We start from the raw sequence: 20,775 nt of genomic DNA on the forward strand, positions 1-20,775 counted from the left end.
GGGGGCCTCCTTCGCATGAAAAAGCGCAAGTCTTTGACTGGGTTGAGGATTAGCATGCGATTGTGACAGTGAAAAATCTTTTCGAAAAAATTGTGCGGATTGGTCGCAGGGCGTAGCATTTGTGGGCGATCTTTCAGGGAGTTGCCCGATGTCCATGCAGAACCCGGTTTTCATCCCCGGCCCGACCAACATCCCCGACTCGGTGCGCAAGGCCTGCGACATGGGCACCCTGGACCACCGCTCGCCGGCCTTCGCGCGACTGTTCAAGCCGGCGGTGGAGGGGGTGCGGCGGGTTTTGCGGATGGATCGGGGCGAGGTCATTCTCATCCCCTCCACCGGCACGGGCGGCTGGGAGGCGGCGATCACAAACACGCTGTCGCCCGGCGATACGGTGCTGGCGGCCCGCTTCGGCATGTTCAGCCACCGCTGGATCGACCTCTGCCAGCGCCACAAGCTGGACGTCGAGATCATCGAGACCCCCTGGGGGCAGGGCGCGCCGCTGGCGGCCATCGAGAAGGCGCTGCGGGCCGACAAGGGGCATCACATCAAGGCGGTGCTGGCCACGCACAACGAGACCGCGACCGGGGTGAAGTCCGACATCGCGGGCATCCGGGCCGCGCTGGATGCGGCGGGGCACCCTGCGCTTCTGTTCGTGGACGGGGTGTCGTCCATCGCGTCGATGCCCTTCGACTTTGCCGGCTGGGGCATCGATATCTCCGTGGCGGGCAGCCAGAAGGGCTTCATGCTGCCGGCGGGACTGGCGATCCTTGGGGTCAGTCCCAAGGCCATGGCGGCGATGGAGACGGCGCGGCTGCCGCGAACCTTCTTCGATTTCAAGGACATGCTGACCTCTTATGCAAAGGGCGGCTATCCCTATACCCCGGCTGTCGGCCTGATCGCGGGGCTGGCCCATTCCATCGACCTGCTCGAGGCGGAAGGGCTGGAGAACGTCTATGCCCGCCACCACCGCCTGGCCGAGGGCGTGCGCCGCGCGGTCCTGGCCTGGGGAATGACGCCCTTCGCGGCCTCGCCCGAGCTGTATTCCGACACGGTGACGGCAGTGAAGGTGCCGGCGGGCTGCGACGGGACGGCGCTGGTGCAGCTGGCGGCGTCGAAATACGGCATGGCCTTCGGCGTAGGGCTGGGCGAGGTTGCGGGCAAGGTGTTCCGCATCGGCCATTTGGGGATGCTGACCGACGCGATGGTGCTGTCGGGCCTTTGCGTGGCCGAGATGTGCATGGCCGATCTTGGCTGGAAGGTCGAACTGGGCAGCGGCGTGGCCGCGGCGCAGGAGTACTATCGCGGGACGGTTCCCGCGCTGGCGATGGCGGCGGAGTGAAGCGCGAATCTTTTCGGAAAGATTTGCAAAATCCTTCGAAGGATTTTGGGCCCCAACGGAAAGGGCAGGAAAATGAAGGACATGAACGGACTGATGGTCCCCACCTACGACGACATGCTTGCCGCGCATGACCGGATCCGGCCGCATATCCGTCAGACCCCGGTGCGGACCTCGGACTATCTGAACGAACTGGCCGGCTGCGAACTGTTCTTCAAATGCGAGAACTTCCAGGAGCCCGGCGCCTTCAAGGTGCGCGGGGCGACGAACGCGGTCTTCGGCCTTTCGGAAGAGCAGGCGAGGAAAGGCGTCGCGACCCATTCCAGCGGCAACCATGCCTCGTGCCTGTCCTATGCGGCCATGCTGCGCGGCATCCCCTGCAACGTCGTCATGCCGCGCACCGCGCCGCAGGCCAAGAAGGACACCGTGCGCCGCTATGGCGGGGTCATCACCGAATGCGAGCCCTCGACCTCGTCCCGCGAGGCGACCTTTGCCGAGGTCCAGGCCCGGACGGGCGGCGACTTCGTCCACCCCTACAACGACCCCCGCGTGATCGCGGGCCAGGGCACCTGCTCACGCGAGTTCATGGAGCAGACCGGCGGCCTCGACATGGTGGTGGCGCCGATCGGAGGGGGCGGGATGATTTCCGGCACCTGCCTGACGCTGGCGACCCTCGCGCCCGAGACGAAGGTGGTCGCGGCCGAGCCGGAACAGGCCGACGACGCCTATCGCAGCTTCAAGGCCGGGCACATCATCGCCGACGACGCGCCGAAGACCATCGCCGACGGGCTTCTGGTGCCGCTGAAAGACCTGACCTGGCATTTCGTGCAGACCCATGTCAGCGAGATCTACACCGCTTCGGAGCAGGAGATCATCGACGCGATGAAGCTGACCTGGAAGCACCTGCGCGTGGTGATGGAACCCTCGAGCGCGGTGCCCCTGGCCGTGGTCCTGAAGAACCGCGCGGCCTTCCGGGGCAAGCGTGTGGGCATCATCATCACCGGCGGCAACGTCGATCTGGACAGACTTCCCTGGATGAAAGGCTGAGAACCATGAACAAGCACACGGATTTTCAAGGGCTTGAGGTGGGCTATGACATCCCGGCCCTGCCGGGGATGGATGAGGCCGACATTCAGACGCCCTGCCTGATCCTCGACCTCGACGCGCTGGAGCGCAACATCGTCAAGATGGGCGACTATGCGAAGGCGCACGGGATGCGGCATCGGGTGCATGGCAAGATGCACAAGTCGGTGGACGTGGCCAAGCTGCAGGAGCGGCTGGGCGGCGCGGTGGGGGTCTGCTGCCAGAAGGTTTCGGAGGCCGAGGTCTTCGCGCGCGGCGGGATCAAGGACGTGCTGGTGTCGAACCAGGTGCGTGATCCGGCCAAGATCGATCGCCTTGCGCGGCTGCCGAAGCTGGGTGCGCGGACCATCGTCTGCGTGGACGACGTGGCGAACGTGGCCGACCTTTCGGCAGCGGCGGTCCGCCATGGCACCCAGATCGAGGTCTTCGTCGAAATCGACTGCGGCGCGGGCCGCTGCGGGGTGAAGACGCCCGAGGAGGTGGTGGCGATCGCCAAGGCCGTCGCGGCGGCGCCGGGGCTCAAGTTCACCGGGATCCAGGCCTACCAGGGCGCGATGCAGCACATGGACAAGTATGAGGACCGCAAGGCAAAGCTCGACGCCGCCATCGCTCAGGTGAAGGGATGCGTCGAGGCGTTGGAGGCTGCCGGCCTGAAGCCCGCATTCGTCTCGGGCGGAGGCACCGGGTCCTACTATTTCGAAAGCAATTCCGGGGTCTACAACGAGCTTCAGTGTGGTTCCTATGCCTTCATGGATGCCGACTACGGCCGGATCCTCGACAAGGACGGCAACCGCATCGACCGTGGCGAATGGGAGAACGCGCTGTTCATCCTGACCTCGGTGATGAGCCATGTGAAGGCCGACAAGGCGATCTGCGATGCGGGTCTGAAGGCTCAGTCGGTGGACTCCGGCTTGCCGGTGATCTTCGGGCGCGACGACGTGAAATATGTCAAGTGCAGCGACGAGCATGGGGTGATCGACGATCCGCAGGGGGTGCTGAAGGTTGGCGACAAGCTGAAACTTGTCCCCGGCCATTGCGACCCGACCTGCAATGTCCACGACTGGTATGTCGGCGTGCGGGGGGGCAAGGTCGAAAGCGTCTGGCCGGTCTCGGCCCGCGGCAAGGCCTACTGACCCTGCGGGGTGCCATGCCCGCCGGTTGCATGCCTCCGGCGGGAGTATTTTGGAAATGAGCAAGTCAGGGTCCGAAGTCCCTGGAAAGGCCGTCATGCTGATCATACCCGAGGCATTGATCGCCTCGCTTGTCTCGCCCGAGGATGCGTTTCGCGCCGTCGAAGCCTGCTTCGCCGCCATGGCACGCGGGCATGCCTACAACTTTCCGGTCGTGCGTGAGGCGCTGGGAGAAGGGCGGCAGTACGGGTTCAAATCCGGCCTTGACCGTGCGGCGGGTCAGCTCGGCGTCAAGGCAGGGGGCTACTTCCCCGGCAATGCCGAAAAGGGACTGATCAATCACCAGTCCTCGGTGTTCCTGTTCGACCCCGATACAGGGCGGCCGCTGGCCATGGTGGGTGGAAATCTACTGACGGCTCTTCGAACGGCCGCGGCCTCGGCGCTGGCCATCGACCGACTGGCGCGACCGGAGGCCGAGGTGCTCGGCATGGTCGGTGCCGGACATCAGGCGGGGTTCCAATTGCGTGCGGCGGCCCGGGTGCGCCGGTTCCGGCGGGTGATCGCCTGGAACCACCATCCCGAGATGCTGCCCCGGCTGGGAGCGGTGGCTGCCGAACTCGGGTTGCCGTTCGAAGCGGTCCCGCTGGAGCGGATGCGCGAGGCGGATGTGGTGATCACTATAACGTCTTCGCCGGCCGCAAGCCTGATGGCGGCCCATGTCAGCCCCGGGACGCACCTGTCCTGCATGGGGACCGACACCCGGGGCAAGCAGGAGGTCGAACCGGCGCTGCTTGCCGGAGCGTCGCTGTTCACCGACGAGGTCCTGCAGTCGGTCACGATCGGCGAGGCGCAGCATGCGGTCACCGCTGGGCTGGTCGATGCCGCTTCCATCACCCCTCTGGGCGATGTCCTGATCGGCTCGCATGCCGGGCGGCGGTCTGCAAGCGAGATCACCCTTTTCGACGGCACCGGGGTGGGTCTTCAGGATCTTGCGGTCGCGGCGGTGGCTGTGGATCGCGCGCGTGAACGGGGGCTTGGAGTCGAGGTCGGCGTCTAAGGGCCCGGACCCGACCTGCCGCGGGCCTGCCATCGCCCTGCATCTGCGATCCGACCTTTCGCGCTGGCATTTCCGGGATCAACGATGCAGCGCGGTCCGCCTTCAGTCTGTCTGACCGGTACCCGGCGGCCCGATACCGGAAAACCTGCCGGGATCTGATATCCCGTTGCCGCAAGCCAGACAGCGGCCTTGTGCCGCGCGAAAGGCTTGTGCAACGCTGGTGTCATGAACGACCTGTCCGATCTTGCCCGAGATGGCGCGATTTTCCCCGTTCGCGTCACGCCGAACGCGCGCTGCCCTGGGGTTGAGCGCGTTGGCGACCGTATCGCTATAAAGGTGAGTGAGCCGCCCGAGGACGGTCGGGCAACCGAAGCGGCGCGTGTCTCTCTGGCACAGGCCCTGGGTGTTGCCAAATCAAGACTGAAACTGGTCCGGGGAGCCACAAGCCGGGAAAAGCTGTTCCGGCTGGACTGAGCCGCGGCGCGGCAGTGGCCGGGCCCGGTGGATTCAGGATAGCGCGCTTTCTTTCGGCTCTGAAGCCGCCCGGGCATGCACGACCTTTCCCCTGCCTATCGTGCTCCGACGCCGATGCGCAGCGTGTGGGCCTGTCTTTCACGATAGGACACCAGCCAGGTGGCCAGGTCCTCGGCGGGCATCGGTCGGGCGATGACAAAGCCCTGCACATGGCCGCAGCCCAGCTGTGCCAGAAGCGCATGTTCTGCCGGGGTCTCGACACCTTCGGCAAGGGTTTCCAGGCCCAGACGCTCGGCCAGCGACAGTATCGCGGTCACCAGATTCTGCTGGTCACGGTTCTGATCGACCTCCTTGACGAAGCTGCGATCGATCTTCAGCCGGTTCAGCGCAAAGCGGCGGATTGCGGTGATCGAGGCATGGCCCGTTCCGAAATCGTCAAGATCCACGGCGCACCCCATTGCAGCGATCCTGCCGATATTCGCGGCGACGACATCCTCGCCATCGCCCGAAACCACGGATTCGAGGACCTCGACCGTCAGCCGTGACGGCGACAGGCCGAAACTGTCCAGCATCCACGCCAGTCGGTCGGGCAACTGCGGATCGCGCAGTTCCTGCTGCGAAAAGTTGACCGCCACCGCGGGGATGCGCAATCCCCGCCGGTCGAAGTCGGCCAGCATGGCAAGTGACTGCGTCAGCATGGTCTGGCCCAGAAGCTCCATCAGGTCGGAGCCTTCGATTGCGGGAAGAAATGCCGCGGGCGCAAGACAGCCACGGTCCGGATGCTCCCAGCGTACCAGCGCCTCGACCCCGGTGACGTCACCGCTGTCGGTCGAGATCTGCGGCTGGAACCAGGCGCGCACTTCGCCCCGGTCGACTGCGGCCGAAAACCCGGCGCGCAAGGCGTCACGGTCGGACCGCGCGCGGGCCATCTCGGCCGTGAAGCCGCGAATCGCGCCCGGGGTGCACATCGCAGCCTCGTCCCCGGCGACCTGGGCCGCGTCCAGTAGCGCCCGCCCGCTGGGCTGCGTCAGTTGTGCCGAGTGACAGAAGCCGATCGAACAGATGACCTGCACCGGTCCGGACGTGAGCATGACCGGCTGCTGGACCACCAGTTGCATGCGGGCGGCGATGCGCACCATGATCTCGACGTCCAGCCGCGGAGAGGCCGAAAGCGCCACCGCAAGACTGCCGTCCTCGAGTGTGTAGAGCAGGTCGCCCGGGCGGAGCGCCCCGCGCAGGCGCGCAACGGACGTGGCGAGGACCTCGCTTTGCCGGCTGCGTCCGAGCCGGTCGCGGAGATGCGCCGCATCGTCGAACTGGATCACCAGACAGCCGGTCGCACCGCCACGGACGGCAATCTCCGCAAGCGTCGCATCCAGCCGGGCGATCACCTGGTCGGACACGGATGCGGACGAGCCGGGCGGCATCGGACGCCGGACCGCCAGCATGGCCAGGGGACACAGGGCCGCCATCGTGGCCAGCCCAGCTTCGCCGCCCAGCCAGAACACGGCCAGCGCCAGGAGGGGCGACAGTGCAAGGACCTGCCAGGTCTGAATCGCCGGCCGCAGCGGTGCCAAGTACATGCCAATCGCCCCCGTTCAGGCGGGCACGATGCCCGCGGATCGAGGTCAGGCTAGGCGGATGTTCATGATGAGTTCCTTAACGCTGCCCCGGAAGTTGCGTCGAATTTTCCGGATCGGCAGAGGCGGCCAGGGCGGCGAAATCGAACAGGCCGGGGTCGGCCAGATGCGAGGGACGCACGTTCATCAAGGCCCGGAACATGATCTGACGGCGGCCTGGCGTCCTGGTTTCCCAGTCGTCGAGCAATTTCTTCACCTGTGCGCGCTGCAACCCTTCCTGGCTGCCGCAGAGGTCGCACGGGATGATCGGATAGCCCATCGCCGCAGCGAACCTGTCGCAATCTTCCTCCGCGACGAAGGCGAGCGGGCGGGCGACGTATAGGTCGCCGTCCTCGTTCAGGAGGCGGGGGGGCATGGAGGCAAGGCGGCCGCCATGGAACAGGTTCATGAAGAAGGTTTCCAGGATGTCGTCGCGGTGGTGGCCGAGGACGACGGTCGAACAGCCCTCTTCCCGCGCGATGCGGTAAAGGTTGCCGCGCCGCAGCCGCGAGCAGAGCGAACACATCGTCCCGCCGGGCTTGATCTTGTCGATCACCACCGAATAGGTGTCCTGATATTCGATCCGGTGCGGCACGCCCATCCGGGTAAGGAATTCGGGCAGGACGGTGGCCGGAAAACCGGGCTGGCCCTGGTCGAGGTTGCAGGCGAGGAGGTCCACCGGCAGCAGCCCGCGCCATTTCAGCTCGTGCAGGATGGCGAGCAGCGTGTAGCTGTCCTTGCCGCCAGACAGGCACACGAGCCAGCGGTCGCCCGCGCGGGCCATGCCGTAGGTCTCGATGGCCTCGCGCACCTGTTGCACCAGGCGCTTGCGCAGCTTGCGGAACTCCAGGCTTTTCGGGGCGCCGTTGAACAGCGGGTGGATGTCGTCGGTGTCGTCGAGCATGGCAGACCTTTCGGGATGCGCCCTTATGCCAGAGCGGTGCCCGGGGTGCAAAGACCCGCTCATCGCTTCCTCCGGTCGCTCTTCGCCGGTTGCCTTGCGAAGAGCGACCGAAGGAAGCGATGAGCCGCCGTTCAGACGTGTTGCGCGCCGTTCACCTCGATCTCGGCGCCGGATATGTAGCTGGCCTGATCCGAGCAGAGGAACCAGATCACGTCTGCCACCTCCTTCGGCTGGCCAAGCCGCTGCAGCGGCAACTTCTCGACGATCTTCTCGGTGCCGGGCGACAGGATTGCTGTCTCCACCTCGCCCGGCGCAATGGCGTTCACCCGCACGCCCAGGGGGCCGAAATCATGGGCCATTTCGCGCGTCAGGGCGGCCAGTGCGGCCTTGGACGTAGCATATGCGGCCCCGGCGAAGGGATGAACGCGGGAGCCGGCAATGGAGGTGACGTTGACGATGCTGCCCTTGGCGGCGGTCAGTTCGTCCTTAAGCCCGCGGGCGAGGATCACGCTGGCGAAGAAGTTGACGTGGAAGACATGGCCCCAGGTCCGAAGGTCGGTGTCGAGCGTGTTGAGCCGCGCGCCTCCGGGCCCCTTGGGGCTGATTCCGGCATTGTTCACAAGGGCATGGACCTTGCCGCCGACCTTGGCCCTGATCGTCTCGATGGCGGCGATGGTCTTGTTGGGATCGGCGAGGTCGATCTCGATATGGTTCGCCTCGCCCCCCGGCCAGGGGCAGCGCGGGTCGAAGGGCTGGCGCGAGCAGGTCAGGACGCGCCAGCCTTCGGCCGAAAACCGCTTGACGGTGGCATGGCCGATCCCGCGGCTTGCGCCGGTAAGGACAAGGGTCTTCTGGTCGGACATCTGCGGCCTCCTTTGGTGCCACAAGCTACGCTTGCCGATGGGGAACGCAAGGCTTGGCAGGGGTGCATAAAAGGCTTATGCGGCGCGAAAGCATGGAGGCCCAGATGAAGCAGCAGACCCTGACCGCCGAGAACGCCAAGGCCACCGCGAAGATGCTGTCCGAGGCGCTGCCCTATCTCCAGCGGTTCGAGGGTGCGGTGGTGGTGGTGAAGTTCGGCGGCAACGCCATGGGCGACGACGCGGCGATGGCCGAGTTCGCCCGCGACATCGTGCTGATGAAGCAGGTGGGCGTGCATCCGGTGGTCGTGCATGGCGGCGGGCCGATGATCAACGAAATGCTTGAGAAGCTTGGGATAAAATCCGAGTTCGTGCGCGGCAAGCGGGTGACGGACAAGGCCACGGTGCAGGTCGTGGAGATGATCCTGTCGGGCCTTGTCAACAAGCGGATCGTGCAGGCGATCATGGATGCCGGCGGCCGCGCGGTGGGGATTTCCGGCAAGGACGACGACCTGATGGTCTGCGAGGCCGACGATCCGGAACTGGGCTTCGTCGGCCGCCCGGTCGAGATGAACGTGCAGGTGCTGCGCGACCTGTACAACGCCGGGATCATCCCGGTCGTGGCGCCGGTGGCGACGGGGATGAAGGACAACGAGACCTTCAACGTCAACGGCGACACCGCGGCGGGCGCCATCGCCGGGGCGCTGAAGGCGGACCGGCTGCTCCTGCTGACCGACGTGCCGGGGGTGAAGAATGCCGCCGGCGAGGTGATGACCCAGATCACGCCCGAGGAGATCCGCCAGATGATCGCGGACGGCGTGATCTCGGGCGGCATGATCCCCAAGACCGAGACAGCGCTCATGGCCATCGAACAGGGGACGCGGGCGGTGACGATCCTCGACGGCAAGGTGCCGAATGCCTGCCTGCTGGAACTGTTCACCGACCATGGCGCGGGAAGCCAGATCCGTTCGACCGAGCCGCGGGTGAAGCCGCATGTCCGGCGCTGAGGGCGCGCGGTGAGTTAACCCGCTGAATTGGCTGAAAATCTTCCATCTGCTTCGCGTCGGCTTTCCGTCTGGCATCCGTCGGGCATCGCGTCGCGCTGCCCGTCCCGGCTTGCCCTGTTAACCTAGCCGCGCGAATCGGGTCCTGGGAGGGACAATGGAGCAGGAGCTGCTCTGGCGCGGGGGGATCTTTCTGGGCGTCCTGGCGCTGATGGCGGCGCTGGAGGCCTGGGTGCCGCGCCGCGTCCGCAGCCTTGACCGCAGCCGGCGCTGGCCGACGAACCTGGGTCTGACGGTCTTGAACACGCTTGCGTTGCGGGGGCTGGCCATCGCCCTGCCGCTTCTGGCGATCGGGGCGGCGCTGGATGCCGAGGCGCAGGGCTGGGGCCTCTTCAACAGGCTGGACTGGCCCGCATGGGTCGAGCTGGTCCTGGCTGTCCTTGTACTCGACCTCGCGATCTGGGCGCAGCACCTGGTGACGCACAAGGTGCCGCTGTTCTGGCGGTTCCACCGGGTCCACCATGCCGACCGCGACATGGACGTGACCACGGGTTTCCGCTTTCACCCGGTGGAGATCCTGGCCTCGATGGGTCTTAAGATCGGGCTGGTCTATCTGCTGGGGCCTGCGGCGCTGGCGGTGCTGGTCTTCGAGATCCTGCTCAGCGCCACGGCGCTGTTCAGCCATTCCAACCTGGCGCTGCCGGCGCCGGTGGACCGGGTGCTGCGGCTGGTCGTGGTGACGCCCGACATGCACCGGGTGCATCATTCGGTGCACCGGGCAGAGCATGACAGCAATTACAGCTTCTGCCTGTCGCTTTGGGACCGGATTTTCCGCACCTATGTGCCAGAACCGAAGGCGGGACATGACGGGATGACGGTGGGGCTGCAATGGCAGGACGACAGACCGGCGCGGTTGGGGTGGCTTCTGGCGCTGCCCTTCTTCCGGCGCTGACCGCGCGGCTCGAGGCCGAGCGGCTGGAGATCCTGGGCGGCTTTGCCGTCGGGCCGGAAGAGGAAGGCTTTCCGGCGGGGACGCGGACGCTTCTCCTGCTGGGGCCGAGGGAGCCGGGGTTCTGGGCGCATCTGACGGCGCAGCCGGAATGGGGCGGGCCCGATCCGGTGGACCGCTGGTCGCGGCGGGTGATCGGGCGGATCGCCTGCGACCTGGGGGCCAAGGCGCTGTTTCCCTTCGGCGGGCCGCCCTGGCATCCGTTCTACCGCTGGGCCTTGCGGACGGGGCGGGTCTGGGACAGCCCGGTGCGGCTTCTGGTCCATGCCGGGCAGGGGCTGATGGTCAGCTTTCGGGGGGCGCTGGCCCTGCGCGAGGCGGTGGAGCTGCCGCCCGCCGGGACGAAGCCCTGCGAGGGGTGCGCGGCGCCCTGTCTTGCCGCCTGTGCTGCCGGCGCACTGGGGGCGGGAGGCTGTGACGTGCCGGCCTGTCATGCCTGGCTCGATCGGGCCGAGGGGGCGGAATGCATGGCGGGCGGCTGCCTCGTGCGCCGCGCTTGCCCGGTGTCGCAAAGCTATGCAAGACTGCCGGAACAGTCGGCCTATCACATGGGGCAGTTCCACCGATGAAGCGGTTGATCCTGACGCGGCACGCGAAATCGTCGTGGGACGATCCGATGACCCCCGACCACGACCGCCCGCTGAACGAGCGCGGCAAGGCGGCGGCGGCGGATCTGGGGCAATGGCTGGCCAGCCGCGACTATGTGCCGGGCGAGGTCTTGTGTTCCGACTCGCTTCGCACCCGCAAGACATTTTCCGGCATTGCCCCCGCCCTGCCCGGCACGCCGGTGCTGGAGCTGAAGCCCGCGCTGTACCATGCCGGGCCGGACGTGATGATGGCCGTCCTTCGCCATGCCAGGTCGGACGTGGTGATGATGATCGGCCACAATCCCGGCATCGCCGAGTTCGCCGCGCGTCTCGTCGCGCATCCGCCCGCGAACCCGGAGTTCCACCGCTATCCCACCGGGGCGACGCTGGTCGCCGATTTCGACGTAGAGGACTGGGGCAAGGTCGCCTTCGGCACTGGCGTCGTGGTGGATTTCGTCGTCCCGCGCGAGATCGTGGTCTGAGCGCCTGACCCTGGGCGAGGGGGCCGTCGCGGGGGCCATCGAGGCCCCCGCGACGGCGGGCCTCCGGCGGGAGTATTTGGGAAAAGGGCAAGCCATGGTCGGGTGAAGACCGGGCGCTATGTTTGCATGCGGGTTACGGAGGCAAACATGCGGGCTTTGGTCGTGGGGGCGTCGGGCGGGATCGGCGGGGCGCTGGTGGCGACGCTGCGGGCGCGGGGGGCGGAGGTCACGGCGCTGTCGCGGTCGGGCGAAGGAGTGGAGGTGACGGAGGAGGCTTCGGTGGCTGCGGCGCTGGGTGCGCTGGAGCCGGGGTTCGATCTGGTGGTGGTTGCGACCGGGGCGCTGGTCATCGGCGGCGTCGGGCCGGAGAAAACCCTGCGGGCCGTGACGGGAGAGGGGCTGGTGGCGCAGTTCGCGGTCAATGCCATCGGGCCTGCGCTGGTGATGAAGCATGCGCTGCGGCTGCTGCCGAGGGACCGCGTTGCCCGGCTCGCGGTTCTGTCGGCGCGGGTGGGGTCGATCGGCGACAACCAGCTGGGCGGCTGGTACGGCTATCGCGCGGCGAAGGCGGCGCTGAACCAGCTGGTGCGGACGGCGGCAGTGGAGGCGAAGCGGACGCATCCGTTGTCGGTCTTCGTGGCCCTGCATCCGGGGACGGTAGAAACCGGGCTGGCACCGGCCTTGCGGGCCGGGCATCCCTCAGTTCCGGCGGATGTGGCGGCGGGGAACCTGCTTAGGGTGCTGGAGGGGCTTGGGCCGGACGCCTCTGGCGGGTTCTACGACTGGAAGGGCGAGGTCGTGCCGTGGTGAGGCTGGTCCTCGTGCTGGGGGATCAGCTGACGCCTTCGGTGGCGGCGCTGAAGGCCGCGGACAAGGGCCGCGACGTGGTGGTGATGGCGGAGGTGATGGGGGAGGGGACGAGCGTCCCGCACCATCCGCAGAAGATCGCGCTGATCCTGGCGGCGATGCGGAAGTTCGCGGCGGGTTTGGAGCGCGAGGGGTGGCGGGTCGCCTATTCGCGGCTTGATGATCCTGGAAACAGTCAAACCATTTCTGGTGAACTGTTGCGCAGAACGGCAGAGTTTGGCGCATCGGAGGTGCTGGCGACGAAGCCGGGGGAGTGGCGGGTGTTGCGGGATCTGGGGGACCTGCCGCTGCCGGTGACGGTGCTGGAGGACGACCGGTTCCTGTGTTCCGAGGCGGAGTTCGCGGCCTGGGCCGAGGGCCGCAAGCAGCTGCGGATGGAGTGGTTCTACCGCGACATGCGACGGAAGACGGGCCTGCTGATGGAGGGGGACCAGCCGGCCGGGGGCCAGTGGAATTTCGACCACGACAACCGGAAGCCGGCGAAGATGGACCTTTTGCGGCCGCGGCCCCGGGATTTCGCGCCGGATGCGGTGGTGGAGGAGGTGCTGGGCCTGGTGGAGGCGCGGTTTGCCCATTTCGGGCGGCTGCGGCCGTTTCGCTGGGCGACGGATCGGGCGGGGGCCCTGGCGGCCCTGGCCGAGTTCGTGGCGGAGCGGTTGCCCCGGTTCGGCGAGGAGCAGGATGCGATGCTGGAGGGGGAGGCGTTCCTGAGCCATGCGGTGATCTCGCCTTACCTCAACATCGGGCTTCTGGGGCCGATGGAGGTGTGCCGGGCGGTCGAGGCGGCCTGGAAGGGGGGCCGTGTGCCGATTGCGGCGGCGGAGGGGTTCATCCGGCAGGTGATCGGCTGGCGGGAATATGTGCGGGGGATCTGGGTGCTGAAGGGGCCGGGGTATCTGGAGGGCAACGCCCTGGGCCATTCCCGCGCGCTGCCGGCGGTCTATTGGGGCGGCGAGACGGGGATGGCCTGCATGAAGGCCGCCGTCGGGCAGACGCGGGATCTGGCCTATGCGCACCACATCCAGCGGCTGATGGTGACGGGGAATTTCGCGCTCCTGGCCGGGGTCGCGCCGGGCGAGGTGCATGAGTGGTACCTGTCGGTCTATGTCGATGCCTTCGAATGGGTGGAGGCGCCGAACACCTTGGGGATGAGCCAGTTCGCGGACGGGGGGCTTCTGGGGTCGAAGCCCTATGTCTCGTCCGGGGCCTATATCGACCGGATGTCGGATTACTGCGGGGGGTGCCGGTACCGGGTGAAAGAAAAGGCGGGCGAACGGGCCTGTCCGTTCAATCTGCTCTACTGGCATTTCCTCGACCGGCATCGGCAGCGATTCCGGGGCAATCCCAGGATGGCGCAGATGTATCGGGTCTGGGAGGCGATGAAGGAGAGCCACCGACAGGCGGTGCTGGCGGGCGCCGAGGCGGTGCTGGCGCGGCTGGACCGGGGTGAGGTGGTCTGAGACTGTCCGGGCACAAGCTCTGGGGTCAGGCTCCGGGGACAGGGCGACCGGACCGACCTCGGCATCCGTCGCCGAGACGGCGAACGCGGCGCGCCACCGTGGGAAGCCGGAGGCAACCGGCGTCAGCTGACGTCGCCGGGGTCAGTCCGCAGGTCGTTCGAACACGAGCACGTTGCCGAGAAAGGCCTCAAGCCCCTTCTGGGTGGCAAACCGGCCTTCGTTGAACTTCTGGATGCGCCGCACCAGCGGTTTCACGCGGACATGCGCATGCGTTTCGGTGAACTGGCCGCCGAACCGATCCACCAGCCGCAGACCCCGGGAGTTGCAAAGCGAGACGAAGGCGCCTATGGCGGTCTTTCGGACCATGAGGCCCCCTTCCTCGGCGGCCTTCCATTCCTCGATGCCGTAGCGGGTCTCGCGGCGTTCGGGCACTCGTCGGCCAAGCAGCCGCTTCACGACCCGCAACGCGGGTTCGAAATACCGGCAGTCAAGCGAGGCACGGCTGTTCTCGCCGATGATCAGGCGGCCGCCCGGGGCGACCACGCGGCAGAGTTCGGACACGGCGGTTTCGAGGTCGGGGATATGCATGAGCACGCCCCAGCACAGGACGTTGTCGAAGGCGCCATAGGCGAAGGGAAGGTCGAGGATGCTTCCCTGGTAAAGCGTGATGCGGTCCTCCGCCCCTGACGCCTTGACATAGCCCGCGGCAGCCGTGAGCGCGGCGGGAGAGAAATCGAGCCCGGTGATGCGGGCCCCGAGCCGGGCGAGGCGCAGCGAGTGGTGGCAGTAGCCGCAGCCGGCATCGAGAACGACCGGTTCCGGTTGCCCGACCATCGAGCGGTGGATGCGGGCGAAGATCGCATTGTAGAGTGCATCGAGCCCGGGGTTGAGATAGGCGCTTTCCCATTCCGAATGGATTTCTGGCCGCGCCAGGAACCGCGAGCTCTGGGCGCTTCGCTCGGCAACCGGCGCCGGGCTGACCTTCGTGCCGTGTTCATCCATCCTGCCGACCCCTTACCAATGTCCTCAACGCCCCGGCCCCGGAATGCGCACCAGCAGGGGCCTTTCCCAGCCCGCAAGCGATGCAGAGACCCGGAGAAGGATTGCTTGACTTTCCCGGCCGATCAAGTGTCGCGCGCGCGGGGGGGAAGGTGGCAAGGCAGGCCGAGGTCGGACGGGGCAGGCCGGTTCAGGCGAAGAAGCCCGGCCCGGCACGGCCAAGCAGATCCTCGGCGAGGGCGCGGCCGATCTCGGGGCCGGAGGCGACGGGGCCGCGATGATCGCCGGCCACGGCAGCGCTGCCGTCGGGGCGCAAGATCTCGCCGCGCAGCCAGAGGCTGTCGCCCTCGATCACCGCCAGGCCCGCGATGGGGGTTTCGCAGGATCCGTCGAGCCGGGCGAGGAAGGCGCGTTCGGCCGCGAGGCGCAGGCCGGTTTCCGTGTCGTGGATGTGGGACAGCAGCGCGGCGGTGCGGGCATCGGCAAGGCGGCGTTCGACCCCGATCGCGCCCTGGGCGACGGCGGGCAGCATCTCCTCGGGTGCTATGGCAGAGCGGGCGACCTCGGTCATCCCGAGGCGGGTGAGGCCAGCCATGGCAAGGAATGTGGCATCGGCCACGCCCTCGTCGAGCTTGCGCATCCGGGTCTGCACGTTGCCGCGGAATTCCACGAGCTGCAGGTCGGGGCGGCGCAGCGCGAGTTGTGCGCGGCGGCGGAGAGAGGAGGAGCCGACGGTCGCGCCCTGGGGCAGGTCCGCGATCGAGGCGTATCGGGGGGAGACGAAGGCATCGCGCACGTCGGCGCGGGGGAGGTAGCAGTCGAGGATCAGGCCCTCGGGCTGCACCGTGGGCATGTCCTTCATCGAATGGACGGCGATGTCGATGGAGCCGTCGAGCAGCGCCTCCTCGATCTCGCGGGTGAAAAGGCCCTTGCCGCCGATCTCGCGCAGGGCCTTGTCCTGGATCTGGTCGCCGGTGACCTTGATGACCACGATCTCGAAGGCATCCTCGGGCAGCGCGAAGGCGGCCATCAGGCTGCGGCGCGTCTCGTGCGCCTGCCAGAGGGCGAGGGGCGAGCCTCGGGTGCCGATCTTGAGGGGACGCGCGGGGGTGGGCAGATCATCGCTCATGCGCCAAGGCTTAACCCTGTCAGGCCAGGCTTACAACTCTTGACAAGCCGGGCGGGGCAGCGGACGCATGGTCCGACACGGAAAGGACTTCCCATGACCAAGACGATCCTGCGCGCGCTGAAAGGCGAGGTGCTGCCGACCCCGCCGATCTGGATGATGCGCCAGGCGGGCCGCTACCTGCCGGAATACCGCGAGACGCGGGCGAAGGCGGGAGATTTCCTGTCGCTCTGCTATACGCCGGAGCTGGCCGCCGAAGTCACCTTGCAGCCGATCCGCCGCTTCGGGTTCGACGCCGCGATCCTGTTTGCCGACATCCTTCTGCTGCCGCAGGCGCTGGGCCCGAAGCTGTGGTTCGAGACGGGCGAAGGCCCGCGGATGGAGACGACGGACACCCCGGGTCAGGTGGCGAACCTGAAGCCCGTCGAGGCGATCCACGAGACCCTGGCCCCGGTCTACGAGACGGTGCGGATCCTGGCGCGCGAGTTGCCGAAGGAGACGACGCTGATCGGGTTCGCAGGCGCGCCCTGGACGGTGGCTACCTACATGATCGCGGGGAAGGGCTCGAAGGATCAGGACGCGGCACACAAGCTGAAGGCCGAGGATCGGGCGACATTCCAGGCGCTGATCGACCGGATCGCGGAGGCGACGGTGGAGTATCTCTCTGCCCAGATCGACGCGGGGGCCGAGGTGGTCAAGCTGTTCGACAGCTGGGCCGGTTCGCTGAAGGGTCAGGACTTCCGGGACTTCGCCGAGGCACCTGTGGCGCGGATCATCGCGGCCTTGAAGGCACGGCACCCGGGAATCCCGGTCATCGCCTTCCCGCGCGAGGCGGGGCAGGGCTATATCGGCTTTGCGCATCGGACGGGCGCGGATTGCGTGGCGATCGACAACTCGGTCAGCCCGGAATGGGCGGCGGCCAATGTGCAGATCGACGGTTGCGTGCAGGGGAACCTTGCGCCCGAGCACATGGTGACGGGCGGGCAGGCTCTGGTGGCGGCAACGCGGCATGTGGTGCGCGCCTTCTCGAAGGGGCCGCATATCTTCAACCTGGGCCACGGGATCACGCCGGACGCGAATCCCGACAATGTGCAGTTGATGATCGACACGGTGCGGGGCGGCTGACCGGCCGCGTGCCGTCCGGGAAACGACACGTCCGGCCTGCGGGCGTTGCAGGGCGGCAGAACCATCCGGTGCCCCCGTTGCGCGGCATTAGCCGCCACGGGCAGTGGCAGGACAGCTGAGGCTGCTGCAACGCCGGCGCCGGCCGCCGTCGTGCCCATGGGCCGGGCCGGCGGGACAAGATGCCGTGCGACCCGGGACGCGACGGCACGTCGCGCGCGGGGCTGCCGGCCGTGCCGCGGTGGGCCTCCTCGCGGGTTGGCGAGGAGGAGACGCAGTCGAACGACGAGCGGGTCGGTCAGGCGTGGATCGCGCCGTCGCCGCAGGCGAGCGCGGCCTCGCGCACGGCCTCGGACCAGGTGGGGTGCGCGTGGCAGGTGAGCGCGAGGTCCTGCGCCGAGGCGCCGAATTCCATCGCCACGCAGACCTCGTGGATCAGGTCGCCCGCGGCGGGACCGATGATGTGGCAGCCGAGGATCCGGTCGGTGGCGGCATCCGCGATCAGCTTCACGAAGCCTTCGGCCTGGAACACGGCCTTAGCGCGGGCATTGCCCATGAAGGGGAACTTGCCGACCTTGTAGGCGCGGCCTTCGGCTTTCAGCTGTTCCTCGGTCTGGCCGACCGAGGCGACCTCGGGCGTGGTGTAGATCACGCCGGGGATGACGCCGTAGTTCACATGGCCGTGCTTGCCCGCCAGGACCTCGGCCACCGCCATGCCTTCGTCCTCTGCCTTGTGGGCGAGCATGGGGCCCGCGATGCAGTCGCCGATGGCATAGAGACCCGGGATGTTGGTCTGCCAGTGCGCGTCGGTCCTGATCGTTCCGCGGGGGCCCATTTCGACACCGAGGGCCTCGAGGCCGAGGCCGGCGGTGTAGGGTTTGCGGCCGGTGGCGACGAGGACGATCTCGGCGTCGAGGCTGGCCTCGCTGTCGTTCTTCCGCAGCTTGTAAGCAACGGTCGCGCCGCCGGCGGTTTTCGTCACGGATTGCACCGCGGCGCCGAGCACGAATTTCAGGCCCTGTTTCGTCAGGATGCGCTGGAAGGTCTTGGCGACCTCGGCATCCATGCCGGGGGTGATGGCGTCGAGGTATTCGACCACGGTGACCTGGGTGCCGAGCCGGGCATAGACCGAGCCCATTTCAAGGCCGATGACGCCCGCGCCGATGACGACCATCGACTTCGGTGGCCTGGCCAGCGTCAGGGCGCCGGTCGAGGTGACGACGGTTTTCTCGTCCACCTCGACGCCGGGGAGGGAGGAGGCCTCGGACCCGGTGGCGATGACGATGTTCTTCGCGCTGTGGACCTCGTCGCCGACCTTGACCTGGCCGGGGGCGGGGATGGTGCCCCAGCCCTTCAGCCAGGTGACCTTGTTCTTCTTGAACAGGAACTCGATCCCCTTGGTGTTGCCGGCGACGACATCGGCCTTGTAGGCCTGCATCTTCGCCCAATCGACGGTGGGGGCGGTGCCCATGAGGCCCATCTTCTCGAAGTTCTCGTGCGTCTCGTGCAGGAGGTGGGTGGCATGCAGAAGCGCCTTCGAGGGGATGCAGCCCACGTTCAGGCAGGTGCCGCCGAGCGTGTCGCGCCCCTCGACGCAGGCGACCTTCTGGCCAAGCTGCGCGGCGCGGATCGCGGCGACATAGCCGCCGGGGCCGGCGCCGATGATGATGGTGTCGAAATCTGCCATGGGTCGGGTCCTTTGGGTTCGGTCGGAGCCGGGGGTTTCACACCCCCGGACCCCCGTGGGATATTTGGGGACAGATGAAAGGGTCAGACGAGGGCGGCCACGATCATCGTCAGGGTTGCGAAGAAGCCTACCGCCCAGATGGCCGAGCGCCAAGGGCGCCAGCCTGCTGCATAGGCCGGGATGTAGAGGACGCGCGCCGCGAGGTAGGTCCAGGCGGCGTATTGCGTGAGCGGGGTGGACTGGTTGCCGAGGGTCACGACGACGACGGCAAGGGTGAAGAGGATCAGCCCCTCGAAATGGTTGTTCATCGCGCGTTGCAGCCGGCCGGTGAGCGGAGAGAGCGGCCGGGGCGGCGGGGTGTCGCGGGGGCCGGAGGTGTAGCCGGTGCCGAGTTCCAGGTTCGCGGGGATGGCGAAGAGGTGAAACTGCACGGCCTGCAGGAGGCCGGCCAGCGCGAGGGCGGTCAGTTCGGGGGTCATGCGGCGCCTTTCGTGAGCTCGCGGATGCGGTCGGGGGTGAGCGCGGCGGCGCGGTCGTAAAACCACGCGCGGCAGTCGGCTTCGGCCTCGCCCATGCCGGGCAAGGCGCGGAGGCGGGCGAGTTCGGCTTCGACCTCGGGCCAACGGCGGAGGATCGAGCGGTCCTGGCAATCGTTGCGGTTGGCCTGGCGGTGCCAGGTACCGTTCAGGCGGTACTTGGCATGGCCTTCGCCGGTGCCGAGGCCGCGGCCGTTCTTCAAGAGGAGCACGTCGGTCGAGCGGGTCGCGTAGTGGTTCACCTGCGCGCCGCCCTTGAGGGCAAGGTCGGCCGGGTGATAGCGCGCGCGGGGCGGGCCGAGGAGCGTGTCGGGGGCCAGCGCCTCGCCTGCCGCATTGACCGCGACGGGGGCGGGGATGCGGGGGTCGCAGGGCTGGTGTTCGGAGGCATGGCCGAAGTCTCGGAAGCGGTAGAGCGACTTGAACTTCACGGTGGCCGGGTGGGGGGCTGTTTCGCAGGCGGTGAAGGCGCGCAGCGTCTCGCGCGGCCAGGTCGCATGGCCGTTGTCGCCGAAGAACCGCCAGGGCAGGGCCACGGCATGCGCCGCGCCGGCGCGGGCGGCGAGGTCGGCGACCGGCGTGGCGCCGGGAGCGAGGTTCAGGAACTCGTCGCTGTCGAGATGGCCGAGCCAGAGCGCGGGGCTGTCCTCCAGGTGCCGGTGCGCGCGGCGGATGCCCGCGTCCTGCGGCGAAGCGCCGGGGGGGACGGGGTTCGGCAGGTGGTCCACCGCGCCGTGCCGCGCGAGGAGGTCGAGCAGGCGGTCGGAGCCGTCCTCGCAATCGTTGGTGCAGACGACGATCGGGCCGAAGCCGGTCACGCGGTGATAGGCCAGCCATTCGAGGAGGTGGATCCCCTCGTTCCGCATGCAGGTCATCAGCGCGACGGGGGCCGGGGTCATGGGAAGACCTGCGGGAGCCTTTGGCCGAGGAGGGTGAAATCGAACTGCGCGAGGCGGGTCTGCCAGTCAGGATGGGTGTCGCAGAGGCCCTTGACCGCGGCCCAGGGGGTTTCGGCTCCGGGCATCAGGGCGGCGGGCGCGGCGGCGCTGGTGAAGGCGGCGATGGCCTCGGGCGGGACCTTGTTGGCGGTCAGTATGGCGGTGGCGTCGGTCACGTCGCGCTGCCAGCTGTCGGCGATCCGGGCGTGGAGGGCGGGGTCGGGGGCGGAGCAGGTCAGGAAGACGCGCTGTTCGGTGATGGCCTGGCTGAGGAGGATGTCGGCGGCGGGCGTGCCGGTGGGGATGACCTGGGCGGCGGCTTGGGTCGTCAGAGTGATGGCGAGCGCCAGCGCGAGGCCCCCCACCCCCATCCCCTCCCCACGGTGGGGGAGGGGCGGCGCTTTGGGCCGGGGCGTGGGGGTGGGGTGGGGCATATGGGTTTCGGGGTTGGGAGGCCGGTTGGGGGTGGCGGAGGGGGGGGGGGGGGGGGGGGGC

21 protein-coding genes are annotated in these 20,775 nt (G+C 67.9%); 12 read left to right on the forward strand and 9 right to left on the reverse strand.

Annotated elements, in window-relative coordinates:
• Positions 1-148: 148 nt before the first annotated feature.
• From bhcA to ACK4IU_RS02650, 5 genes are all read left to right on the forward strand, one after another.
• Entirely contained in the window at positions 149-1,339 is a 1,191-nt protein-coding gene (gene bhcA / locus ACK4IU_RS02630; protein WP_409731326.1) for an L-aspartate--glyoxylate aminotransferase BhcA, read from the forward strand.
• Between the two features lie 81 nt (positions 1,340-1,420).
• A complete protein-coding gene (gene bhcB / locus ACK4IU_RS02635) occupies positions 1,421-2,383 on the forward strand; it encodes a beta-hydroxyaspartate dehydratase BhcB (protein WP_409731445.1) in 963 nt (320 codons plus the stop codon).
• A gap of 5 nt (positions 2,384-2,388) precedes the next feature.
• A complete protein-coding gene (gene bhcC, locus ACK4IU_RS02640) occupies positions 2,389-3,552 on the forward strand; it encodes a 3-hydroxy-D-aspartate aldolase BhcC (protein ID WP_409731328.1) in 1,164 nt (387 codons plus the stop codon).
• A 94-nt stretch (positions 3,553-3,646) separates the two neighbouring features.
• Entirely contained in the window at positions 3,647-4,606 is a 960-nt protein-coding gene (gene bhcD / locus ACK4IU_RS02645; RefSeq protein WP_409731330.1) for an iminosuccinate reductase BhcD, read from the forward strand.
• A 225-nt stretch (positions 4,607-4,831) separates the two neighbouring features.
• Positions 4,832-5,080, forward strand: coding sequence for a DUF167 domain-containing protein (locus ACK4IU_RS02650; RefSeq protein WP_409731332.1), 249 nt, complete (start codon positions 4,832-4,834; stop codon positions 5,078-5,080).
• 95 nt (positions 5,081-5,175) lie between these two features.
• Here the strand turns inward: ACK4IU_RS02650 and ACK4IU_RS02655 are convergent, their stop codons facing one another.
• The 3 genes from ACK4IU_RS02655 to ACK4IU_RS02665 all read right to left on the reverse strand — a co-directional run bounded on the left by ACK4IU_RS02655 (position 5,176) and on the right by ACK4IU_RS02665 (position 8,466).
• Complete coding sequence (locus tag ACK4IU_RS02655) at positions 5,176-6,663, reverse strand: EAL domain-containing protein (protein WP_409731334.1); 1,488 nt, start codon at positions 6,661-6,663, stop codon at positions 5,176-5,178.
• A 76-nt stretch (positions 6,664-6,739) separates the two neighbouring features.
• Positions 6,740-7,603 (reverse strand): tRNA 2-thiocytidine(32) synthetase TtcA, encoded by an 864-nt coding sequence (gene ttcA, locus ACK4IU_RS02660; protein WP_409731336.1) that lies wholly within the window; start codon positions 7,601-7,603, stop codon positions 6,740-6,742.
• 131 nt (positions 7,604-7,734) lie between these two features.
• Positions 7,735-8,466, reverse strand: a complete 732-nt coding sequence (locus tag ACK4IU_RS02665) for an SDR family NAD(P)-dependent oxidoreductase (RefSeq protein ID WP_409731338.1) — start codon at positions 8,464-8,466, stop codon at positions 7,735-7,737.
• Between the two features lie 104 nt (positions 8,467-8,570).
• Here ACK4IU_RS02665 and argB point away from each other — a divergent pair, with 104 nt between their 5' ends.
• The 6 genes from argB to ACK4IU_RS02695 all read left to right on the forward strand — a co-directional run bounded on the left by argB (position 8,571) and on the right by ACK4IU_RS02695 (position 13,872).
• On the forward strand, positions 8,571-9,470 hold the full coding sequence (gene argB, locus ACK4IU_RS02670; RefSeq protein WP_409731340.1) for an acetylglutamate kinase: 900 nt from the start codon (positions 8,571-8,573) through the stop codon (positions 9,468-9,470).
• A 154-nt stretch (positions 9,471-9,624) separates the two neighbouring features.
• Positions 9,625-10,419 carry a sterol desaturase family protein gene (locus tag ACK4IU_RS02675; RefSeq protein WP_409731342.1) on the forward strand — a complete coding sequence of 265 codons (795 nt, stop codon included), beginning with the start codon at positions 9,625-9,627 and terminating at the stop codon, positions 10,417-10,419.
• Positions 10,386-11,045 carry a ferredoxin gene (locus ACK4IU_RS02680; protein WP_409731344.1) on the forward strand — a complete coding sequence of 220 codons (660 nt, stop codon included), beginning with the start codon at positions 10,386-10,388 and terminating at the stop codon, positions 11,043-11,045. The genes ACK4IU_RS02675 and ACK4IU_RS02680 overlap by 34 nt, the downstream gene beginning before the upstream one ends.
• A complete protein-coding gene (locus ACK4IU_RS02685; RefSeq protein WP_409731346.1) occupies positions 11,042-11,545 on the forward strand; it encodes a SixA phosphatase family protein in 504 nt (167 codons plus the stop codon). The genes ACK4IU_RS02680 and ACK4IU_RS02685 overlap by 4 nt, the downstream gene beginning before the upstream one ends.
• A 147-nt stretch (positions 11,546-11,692) precedes the next feature.
• The gene (locus ACK4IU_RS02690) at positions 11,693-12,355 is read left to right on the forward strand and encodes an SDR family NAD(P)-dependent oxidoreductase (protein WP_409731348.1); all 663 of its coding nucleotides are present in this window, start codon (positions 11,693-11,695) and stop codon (positions 12,353-12,355) included.
• Positions 12,349-13,872, forward strand: coding sequence for a cryptochrome/photolyase family protein (locus ACK4IU_RS02695; protein ID WP_409731350.1), 1,524 nt, complete (start codon positions 12,349-12,351; stop codon positions 13,870-13,872). The genes ACK4IU_RS02690 and ACK4IU_RS02695 overlap by 7 nt, the downstream gene beginning before the upstream one ends.
• Before the next feature lie 141 nt (positions 13,873-14,013).
• Here the strand turns inward: ACK4IU_RS02695 and ACK4IU_RS02700 are convergent, their stop codons facing one another.
• The gene (locus ACK4IU_RS02700) at positions 14,014-14,874 is read right to left on the reverse strand and encodes a class I SAM-dependent methyltransferase (RefSeq protein ID WP_409731352.1); all 861 of its coding nucleotides are present in this window, start codon (positions 14,872-14,874) and stop codon (positions 14,014-14,016) included.
• A gap of 187 nt (positions 14,875-15,061) precedes the next feature.
• Complete coding sequence (gene hemC, locus ACK4IU_RS02705; protein ID WP_409731354.1) at positions 15,062-16,000, reverse strand: hydroxymethylbilane synthase; 939 nt, start codon at positions 15,998-16,000, stop codon at positions 15,062-15,064.
• A 93-nt stretch (positions 16,001-16,093) separates the two neighbouring features.
• Here hemC and hemE point away from each other — a divergent pair, with 93 nt between their 5' ends.
• On the forward strand, positions 16,094-17,122 hold the full coding sequence (hemE, locus tag ACK4IU_RS02710; protein ID WP_409731356.1) for a uroporphyrinogen decarboxylase: 1,029 nt from the start codon (positions 16,094-16,096) through the stop codon (positions 17,120-17,122).
• Positions 17,123-17,417: 295 nt separating this feature from the next.
• On the opposite strand, the gene lpdA is transcribed toward hemE, so the two are convergent.
• From lpdA to ACK4IU_RS02730, 4 genes are all read right to left on the reverse strand, one after another.
• On the reverse strand, positions 17,418-18,806 hold the full coding sequence (gene lpdA, locus ACK4IU_RS02715) for a dihydrolipoyl dehydrogenase (RefSeq protein WP_409731359.1): 1,389 nt from the start codon (positions 18,804-18,806) through the stop codon (positions 17,418-17,420).
• 83 nt (positions 18,807-18,889) lie between these two features.
• Positions 18,890-19,285, reverse strand: coding sequence for an MAPEG family protein (locus tag ACK4IU_RS02720; protein ID WP_149587824.1), 396 nt, complete (start codon positions 19,283-19,285; stop codon positions 18,890-18,892).
• Positions 19,282-20,241 carry a glycosyltransferase family 2 protein gene (locus ACK4IU_RS02725; protein ID WP_409731363.1) on the reverse strand — a complete coding sequence of 320 codons (960 nt, stop codon included), beginning with the start codon at positions 20,239-20,241 and terminating at the stop codon, positions 19,282-19,284. The genes ACK4IU_RS02720 and ACK4IU_RS02725 overlap by 4 nt, the downstream gene beginning before the upstream one ends.
• The gene (locus ACK4IU_RS02730) at positions 20,238-20,645 is read right to left on the reverse strand and encodes a hypothetical protein (protein ID WP_409731365.1); all 408 of its coding nucleotides are present in this window, start codon (positions 20,643-20,645) and stop codon (positions 20,238-20,240) included. The genes ACK4IU_RS02725 and ACK4IU_RS02730 overlap by 4 nt, the downstream gene beginning before the upstream one ends.
• Between the last annotated feature and the right edge of the window lie 130 nt (positions 20,646-20,775).

It is taken from the genome of Tabrizicola flagellatus, from assembly GCF_046295235.1.
In the GTDB taxonomy this organism is placed as follows: Bacteria; Pseudomonadota; Alphaproteobacteria; order Rhodobacterales; family Rhodobacteraceae; genus Tabrizicola; species Tabrizicola flagellata_A.

What these genes read in the sequence shown, in the direction of transcription:
- ACK4IU_RS02650 (WP_409731332.1), top strand. Translation starts at nt 4,832, where the DNA reads ATGAACGACCTGTCCGATCTTGCCCGAGATGGCGCGATTTTCCCCGTT.
- ACK4IU_RS02720 (WP_149587824.1), bottom strand. Translation starts at nt 19,285, where the DNA reads ATGACCCCCGAACTGACCGCCCTCGCGCTGGCCGGCCTCCTGCAGGCC.
- hemC (WP_409731354.1), bottom strand. Translation starts at nt 16,000, where the DNA reads ATGAGCGATGATCTGCCCACCCCCGCGCGTCCCCTCAAGATCGGCACC.
- bhcB (WP_409731445.1), top strand. Translation starts at nt 1,421, where the DNA reads ATGAACGGACTGATGGTCCCCACCTACGACGACATGCTTGCCGCGCAT.
- lpdA (WP_409731359.1), bottom strand. Translation starts at nt 18,806, where the DNA reads ATGGCAGATTTCGACACCATCATCATCGGCGCCGGCCCCGGCGGCTAT.
- ttcA (WP_409731336.1), bottom strand. Translation starts at nt 7,603, where the DNA reads ATGCTCGACGACACCGACGACATCCACCCGCTGTTCAACGGCGCCCCG.
- ACK4IU_RS02655 (WP_409731334.1), bottom strand. Translation starts at nt 6,663, where the DNA reads ATGTACTTGGCACCGCTGCGGCCGGCGATTCAGACCTGGCAGGTCCTT.
- bhcC (WP_409731328.1), top strand. Translation starts at nt 2,389, where the DNA reads ATGAACAAGCACACGGATTTTCAAGGGCTTGAGGTGGGCTATGACATC.
- ACK4IU_RS02725 (WP_409731363.1), bottom strand. Translation starts at nt 20,241, where the DNA reads ATGACCCCGGCCCCCGTCGCGCTGATGACCTGCATGCGGAACGAGGGG.
- ACK4IU_RS02685 (WP_409731346.1), top strand. Translation starts at nt 11,042, where the DNA reads ATGAAGCGGTTGATCCTGACGCGGCACGCGAAATCGTCGTGGGACGAT.
- ACK4IU_RS02690 (WP_409731348.1), top strand. Translation starts at nt 11,693, where the DNA reads ATGCGGGCTTTGGTCGTGGGGGCGTCGGGCGGGATCGGCGGGGCGCTG.
- hemE (WP_409731356.1), top strand. Translation starts at nt 16,094, where the DNA reads ATGACCAAGACGATCCTGCGCGCGCTGAAAGGCGAGGTGCTGCCGACC.
- ACK4IU_RS02700 (WP_409731352.1), bottom strand. Translation starts at nt 14,874, where the DNA reads ATGGATGAACACGGCACGAAGGTCAGCCCGGCGCCGGTTGCCGAGCGA.
- argB (WP_409731340.1), top strand. Translation starts at nt 8,571, where the DNA reads ATGAAGCAGCAGACCCTGACCGCCGAGAACGCCAAGGCCACCGCGAAG.
- bhcA (WP_409731326.1), top strand. Translation starts at nt 149, where the DNA reads ATGTCCATGCAGAACCCGGTTTTCATCCCCGGCCCGACCAACATCCCC.
- ACK4IU_RS02665 (WP_409731338.1), bottom strand. Translation starts at nt 8,466, where the DNA reads ATGTCCGACCAGAAGACCCTTGTCCTTACCGGCGCAAGCCGCGGGATC.
- ACK4IU_RS02675 (WP_409731342.1), top strand. Translation starts at nt 9,625, where the DNA reads ATGGAGCAGGAGCTGCTCTGGCGCGGGGGGATCTTTCTGGGCGTCCTG.
- bhcD (WP_409731330.1), top strand. Translation starts at nt 3,647, where the DNA reads ATGCTGATCATACCCGAGGCATTGATCGCCTCGCTTGTCTCGCCCGAG.